This window comes from Streptococcus sp. CF10-1 (genome assembly GCF_024295825.1).
In the GTDB taxonomy this organism is placed as follows: domain Bacteria; phylum Bacillota; class Bacilli; order Lactobacillales; family Streptococcaceae; genus Streptococcus.
Genome location: NZ_JANCPQ010000013.1, coordinates 1 through 7,722, shown reverse-complemented (window position 1 = coordinate 7,722; position 7,722 = coordinate 1). Strand labels below are relative to the sequence as shown.

The following is a 7,722-nucleotide window of genomic DNA, read 5'->3' as shown; positions in this document are numbered from 1 at the left end:
ACTGATAAGCAAAAAGCTATCACAAACTTCGTAACTGAAAATGGTAAAGTAGTATCAACTCCAGTAGTAGATGAAGGTGATTCAGGAGCTAACTTCACTAAGTCTAAAGTTGATGAAGTAACTAAGACTATTGAAAAACTTGAAAAAGCTGGATATAGAGTAGTTAAGAACGACTTCCCATCTAAAGATACAGACAGAGTATTTGATAAAGATAAATCTGTAGATCAAATCTTCAATGTAACAGTAGCTGAAAGAATCATTCCAGTTACACCAGGTAAACCAGTAGATCCAAATGATCCAAACTTACCGAAAAACCCAGATGGAACTCCAGTAACGCCATCTACACCAGAACCAGGTAAACCAGTATTCCCTAACGATCCAAACAGCCCAGTATGGCCAAGTACTGTGAAAGATCTTGTAACTGAGAAATCAGCTACACGTACTATCAAGTATGTAGATCGTGACGGAAAAGAAGTATCTGAAACTCGTGTTGAAACAATTAAATTCACTCGTGATGCTAAAGTTAACTTAGTAACAGGAGAAATCACATATGTAGAATGGACAACAGATCGTAACGACGATATCTTCAACGGATACCCAGTACCAGTAGTTAAAGGATACATCGCTAAAGCTGGTGATTTAGAATCATCAACTAAAGATATTAAAGTAACACCGGATACAATCAAAGATATCAACGAAACAGTTGTTTACGATAAGTTAGGATCATGGGTACCAAATATCCCAGGAACACCAACAAATCCAATTCCATATCCAAACGATCCGAAAGATCCGACAAAACCAGGAAGTGATAAACCACACGTACCTTACGTCCCAGGATTCACTCCGGTAGATCCAAACGGAAACCCACTGAAACCAGTTGATCCAAATGATCCAACTAAAGGATACGAAGTACCAAACATACCAAGCGATCCAACTAAGGACACACCAATCAACTACGTTCCAGTACCACAACCAACCCCAACTCCAGTTCAACCAGCAGCACCTTCTACACCTCAATATATGGATGGCCAACGTGAACTTCCAAATACAGGTACAGAAGACAATGCTAGCCTAGCAGCACTTGGACTTCTCGGAGTATTGAGTGGATTTGGTCTTGTGGCTCGTAAGAAGAAAGAAGACTAAGCTTTCTAATTGATATGATTTGTTTGCAATGAACATATCTTCCTTAAAAGGATCTTTTCTACCATTTGTCAAGTCTATTAAGGCTTTAAGTAAAAAAAGAGATAAGACAGTAGCTATTCTGAGGTTACTGTCTTATTTTTTAAGGTTCTTTGTCAACTGTAGTGGGTAGATGAAAAGCTAACATCTAGAGAGGACCAGTTTGGTTCTCTCTTTTTGTATGTTCAGAGTGATGAAAACTCGCTTTTTTAAGTTTTCAAAGTTCCTGAAACCAAAGGCATTTCGTTTGATAAGATTGATGAGATTATTAGTTGCTTCCAACTTTGCGTTGGAATAGGGTAGTTGAAGGGCGTTGACAATCTTTTCTTTATCCTTGAGGAAGGTTTTAAAGACAGTCTGAAAAAGAGGATGAACCTGCCTTAGATTGTCCTCAATGAGTCCAAAAAATTTGTCAGAGTCCTTGTTCTGAAAGTGAAAAAGTAAGAGCTGATTAGAGCTTATAGTGGTGTTTTAATTCTTCTGAATAGCTTAACAGCTTGTCTAGAATTTCTTTATTGGTTAAGTGCAACCGAAAAGTAGGGCGATAGAATCACTTATCGCTGAGTTTACGGCTATCCTGTTGAATGAGCTTCCAATAACGCTTGATGGCCTTGTGTTCATGGGATTTTCGCTCAAATTGATTCATGATTTGGACACATACACGACTCATAGCACGGCTGAGATGTTGTACAATATGGAAGCGGTCGAGTACTATTTTTGCATTAGGGAGTGCAACAGTCTGGGAGACTGTTTCAGCCTGAGCCTAGAAATTAGAAAGCGAAGCTGTTTAGCCAATTTGTAGTAGGGGCTAAACATATCCATAGTAATGACTTTGACCTGTTTTCTAACCTGTCTAGGATAGCGTAGGAAGTGATTTCGGATGGTTGCTTGTGTCCTTCCGTCAAGGATGGCGATGACATTTAGGGAATTGGAATCTTGAGCTATAAAGCTCATTTTCCCATTCTTAAAAGCATACTCATCCCAGGACATGACATCTGGGAGCAATATGTGTCATTGCTTGGTTCTCGATAAGTAATTGGGCAATTTTCTGGTTAACTGCGACAGAGATTTGGTGGTTCTTCTTGACAAGAGGAGTTTCGGCGACAGCCATTTTCTCGCATTCTTTATACTTGAACCAGCGTTTTCGAAGACGGATAAGCAGTAGGAAACCAGCTGTTTCTACGTAGGGAATCTTAGAGGTTTTCTGGAAGTCGTATTTAGCCATTTCTCCCTTGCAGGAAGGACATTTAGGAGGTATGTAATCCAAGTAGCCATGGAGTTCTAAGTGAGTTCCTAGGCCATATTCATCAGTGATAACGATATTTTGGTCTTTCATTCTGAGTAAGTTTGTGATAAGATTTAGTTGTTCCATATAACTCTTTCTAATGATGGTTTGGTCGCTTTTCATTATAGATTATATGGGACCTTTTTTCTACAACAAAAGAGGCTCTATAATATCCATAGGGAATTTACCCACTACAAATATTATAGAGCCAAAAAGTCTAGTCAGTCTAGGCTTTTTGGCTTTCTCTTGGTATCCTTGAGTAAGGAGCCGCTGTATTAATGACTAAGTTATTTATCCTGAAAGGAAATCAAGTATTATTGCTATGCTAGGCTGGATCAGTCCCAAACTCAGAGGGAATCAAAAGAACAGAAAGAACGATTTTTGATAGTGCAGATAGAACTTCCATTCAGATGAAAGACTATGACAGCTACACACCAATCCATGATGACTACAGTTGGTACAAGGGATAGAGCATACTTTCTAGGGAATATATACCAGTTTATACCAACTACAAGATAAAATAGCAAAAAAGGCGATTATCCAAGCGGAAATCGTCTTTTTGATACTTAGAATAAGTCCAGCCTAATATTTCCACCAAAATGTGGTTTTTCAAGAGCTATCTGTGCTAATTGATTGAGTGTTTGTTTACTATTTTCTTGATTATAGAATTTAAGTCCTTTGATGATAACTCCATCAATTTCATCTTCGAAAATCAAGTCTTCTTGATGGTCGTTGATATATGAAAGAAGTTCCTCCTTCCATCTATCTTTTTCTGCCAATTGTTCACCTTTGGGTTCAATGAAGATTTGAAGATAGTAATCCTTATTTTGAAGAAGTAGGATAAAGTCTGGTTGAAATCCTGAAAAATTGATTTCCCGTGGATTCTCTTCAAATTGGTGCAATTTCAATCGTTCAACTTTATCTGTCCCCTTTAGCATGTTTTCGTCCATTCGAATGAGGAAAACATCACCGTATTGTTCTCTTAGTTCGTCAATGTAATTGGCGATAGCATTAACTAGATTTTCTTCATTTCTATTGATTATAGCAGATTGGTAAGCAAAAAAGTCAAATTTTTCAAAACTAATATTAGCTACTTTTTGTTCGATGAAGGAGCCACTCTGCTTAGCTGTATCATAATTAGGTATTCGTTTGCGATAATCAACGAGATATTCTGTAATTGGATATCCGATAAAGCGGTTCGTACCTCTTGCTTTGCGATAACCTGCCTTTATTTGGGCAGCCAGTAGGTTAAAAAAGTTATCAACAATTTTCAGCTTTTCCATAGCGGAAAAATCTTTTACAATGGTTTCTTTTTCTGTTGTGACAGAGAGTGTAAGATTTTGCAAATCTAGCCAATTTTCTCTCCAAAAATCTTCCATAGACTTGAGATTTGGAAGATATCTTTTCAGATTTTCAAATCGGAAAAAGTTAGAGCGGCTAATTGATTTTTTAAAATAACGAATATCAACTCCCCTCAATTGGGACGTTTTTAACTCTATTGCTTCAGCTGAAAGGTAAGCTGTTTCATAGGTGGATTTAAAATAGGTTACATTGGCTAGCTTAGAAATTTCAATGCCATATGAACGGAAATTCACATAGTGACTATCAGGGATCTCTTCAGTTTCATTATAGTAAAGTTTACCTGTTTTAAAGATTTGGGTTTTCTTAAAAGAAGGTTTCAGTCTGATTTCAATCGGAGGATTTTTTTCATCCGTCCCAGTCGCAAGATTCATCTTGTCAAGTGATGCCATCAAATTCTTGATGTATTGCGGTTCATTAAGGGTATGGTAGTGTAGTGTTTCCAACAAAAGACTTGCTGTTTCATCTGATTCATCGAATCGTCTTTGGTAAGAAATCTTTTGATTTAAGGAGAAAGGATTGTATCGCGCCCCACGTCCGATCAACTGAGCCTCGGAATTGGTTGATTTAGCATCTCTTTTATCATTCATTTTTCCCAAGTTGCTAATACGAACGATATCGTAAAGATTGAGGACATCCCAACCTTCTGTTAATTTTGCTACTGCAAAGACTACACGGTACAGATTATTGGGCGATTCAAGCGAATTGAGGGCTTGATACTGTCCTGTTTCTAGCAACCCTTTTGAGCCACTATCTGAATCATTTGCATTTAGAATTCTAGCTGGTGAAAAACCACGCTTAAGTTCTCGTACAACAGTTGAAAGATCATCCTTTTCGAGATAATACTGATAAGCTAGCTGTAGAGTATGGCTTTGCTCTTCTGATACACTTCTCAGTTGCGAAATAAGGAACGATCTTAAACTTTCCACAGTCAGACTATCAATCATCTCATTGAATAGATTGTTTGCTTCATAGGAAACATCAATTTTATGTGATTTGAAAAGAATGACTGGTTTTATCTCAATCCCAAATTTTTCTAGAGCAAATTTGCGACGATATTCACTCAGAAGAACGGTACTAAGCATATTATCTTCGTTGGAATTCCCCGTCTGAATGCGTCTTACATTTTTTGAATATCGCTCTTTGATGTATGAATCCAAGGTATAACGGTAAATAATCTTATCTCGATATTTTTGATAAATGGTCTCATCGTCAAAATCAAGTGTTGCGGTAAATTCTAGCAAGAGATTATCAGCATGTGCGTGAAGAAGAGAAAGTAGGCTTTTTTCCCATGAGATTTTTTCCAATTCTGCTTTATTTTTCTTTTTTGTAGAAGCAGAATAGTGATGGGCTTCATCCGCCAGAATAACCATTTTTGTCTTCTGGTAATCTGTTAATGACATGATATTTTCTGCCTGTGTGAAGAGGTCATTTGTCAATGTTTGAATTGAAACAAACTTAATATTAATTACATTTTTATTAGGAAAATCTGGAAATCTTCCTGAAATCTGGTTGATAAAGATATGTTCCCCATCAATTTCTAAGTTAGAATTGAAAAGAAACTTAGTAGATTGAGCACTCGTTAGATTATCAATGGTCTTACTCAGAACACCATTTGTATTCACTGTAAACAGAAAATTTTGATACCCTTTTTCTTTATAAAGATAGAGGATTAAACCAGCCATCAAATCAGTCTTTCCCGAACCAGTTGCCATATTGAACATCAGCTGTCTTGGTTTTCGAAACTTGAAAGTATCTGATGCTTGAGTGTAATGAAAATAGCGAATAGCTTCACTCTGATAAGAACGTGGTTCATGCTTGAGATTTTCTACAATATACTGTGGTAATTCCCAACCATGCTGTTCGTTCAAAATATCCATATCCAGCTGTTTCAATTCATCGAAGAGTTCAAAGATCAGTTCTTTTTTCTTTGCTTTTCTAACCATCATTTCTCTCCATAAAAACTCTTATTGAAATCATAATCTGATTGGGATAATTGCGATTTAATGGTTTCATCATCAATTTCAGAGTAGTTGTGATAGAGCTGGTTTTTGTCAATAATCTTCACAAGAATTTTTTTCTGCATTTCAAAATCTTCATCCCAGATAGATTGGTCAACTTCTTGTAAATCCACTCTGAAATCAAAATCAAGTGTGGCTTTCATGTCGTCAAAGATAGCCTTTAATTCATCAGAATGTTTAGAGTTAAGAACAGCATCAATAAAGGTCGCATTTTTGTCCATTAACTCAGCATAAATGAATGAACCACCGCCAGACCAAGCAACATCTTGAGAAATGCCACCTTGTTCTCCATCAATAACTTTCTTTAATCTTTCTATAGAAACTGTTTCAATATAATCCATTTGTTCAATACCGATATACTGACGGTTCATTTTATGAGCTACTGCTTGTGTTGTCCCACTACCCATAAAGAAGTCAAGGACAATATCTCCTTCTTCACTACTAATCTTTATCAAATTATAAATAAGTCTTTCAGGTTTTGGAAAATCAAATAACCTATCACCACGAAATAACTCTCTAATCTCCTCAGCTCCACGTTGATTCGTACCAAATGAGTTATCCCAAAAATCATTTGGTATTTGCCCCTCCGAATCTTGTAAATATAGTTTACCATATGGTTGTTCTTGCCCACCTCGTGTCCAATATATCTTTCCTAAATTGTCTAACCGTTCTATTTCTTCTTTCTCTTTCATCCAGGGGCCATAAAGTTTTTTTCCTGTAGGAGTTGTTAGTTCATAATTATATTTACCCCTAGTCTTATGCAATAAAATTTGTCGTCTGAAATAACCGTTCTCATCTGAATAACGATATTCTTTTCTAGCTTTGTCGGTTAGTGGTAACTTATTTAATTTCCCACTCGATTTCTTATAAATAAGTATATAATCTGTTACTTTTGCAAATTCTCCAATATTTGCTTGATTATCAGATTTTCTCCACGAAATCGTACCAATATATTTATCCTCTCCAAATATATTATCTGCTAATAATTTTAATTGAGCATATCCTTCTTCTCCAACTATAATTATGCATAATCCTTCATCAGATAGCAGCTCCGTGGCAACATCTAATCTATTTTTCATAAAAACTAACCAAGTAGATAATTTAAAATTTGAATTATAATTAAATGCATCACTACTCTTAGTTTTTTTAAAATAGTAAGGTGGATCAATAATTATACTTTTAATTTTTCCACTAAATCGTTTTTTCAAACTGTGGAGTGCTAACAGGTTGTTTCCCTTGATAATCAGGTTATCCGTATCCTTGATTTCTGATACAGGAGAAGAGCCGTTTTTGTCATATTTATTAGCATTTTTAAAAATCTTTTCATCAAGGAGGACATCAATCTCCTCTCTAGCAACTATCTCATTTAAAAACGATTCTTCAGCATCTTCCTTTGATACATCATCTTTAGTCATACCAGCTTTTAAGATACCATCTTTGTAGGGGAAATTTAGGACAACGTCTGTTGTTTCATCTAGATAGCGATTATTTGCTGCTAATCCGATTTTGTTGGTGTAACGCGTGTAAGAGTTTGACCAATATTCATCAACTTCAAGTATCTGAATGATATCATTGATTTTCAAAATGGTCGCACCAGCAATATCCTCGGTAAATGCTTCATTTAGAATTGCATTTGTCAAAATCTTTTCAACCAACTCGGGTTTATAATTATCTAAATCGGTTATAATAGCGCCTTTTTTTAATAGTCCCTCAGCTACATACTGTTCATCAAAGCTTTCTACCACCTCTCGCAGGGCTTGTTGAATCGCTGTTTCGAATGCCTGATTCATACAAGTCCCTCACTTTCATACACAACAGAAAAGACCTTCTCACAAAAATGTGAAAAAGTCTGTTTTAGGGCTTGACAAAAAATACGCT

The 7,722-nt window shown here is 36.1% G+C and carries 3 protein-coding genes and 1 pseudogene; 1 reads left to right on the top strand and 3 read right to left on the bottom strand.

Translation table 11 applies throughout. From position 1 onward, the window contains the following. On the top strand, positions 1 to 1,143 hold a 1,143-nt coding region (locus tag NMM25_RS10410; RefSeq protein ID WP_254736829.1), incomplete at its 5' end, for an LPXTG cell wall anchor domain-containing protein. Between the two features lie 177 nt (positions 1,144 to 1,320). On the opposite strand, the pseudogene NMM25_RS10405 reads toward NMM25_RS10410, so the two are convergent. From NMM25_RS10405 to NMM25_RS10395, 3 genes and pseudogenes are all read right to left on the bottom strand, one after another. Next, a pseudogene (locus NMM25_RS10405) lies at positions 1,321 to 2,551 on the bottom strand (transposase). 479 nt (positions 2,552 to 3,030) lie between these two features. Then, positions 3,031 to 5,769, bottom strand: a complete 2,739-nt coding sequence (locus NMM25_RS10400) for a DEAD/DEAH box helicase family protein (protein WP_254736828.1) — start codon at positions 5,767 to 5,769, stop codon at positions 3,031 to 3,033. Then, entirely contained in the window at positions 5,769 to 7,634 is a 1,866-nt protein-coding gene (locus NMM25_RS10395) for a site-specific DNA-methyltransferase (protein ID WP_254736827.1), read from the bottom strand. The genes NMM25_RS10400 and NMM25_RS10395 overlap by 1 nt, the downstream gene beginning before the upstream one ends. Positions 7,635 to 7,722 lie beyond the last annotated feature (88 nt).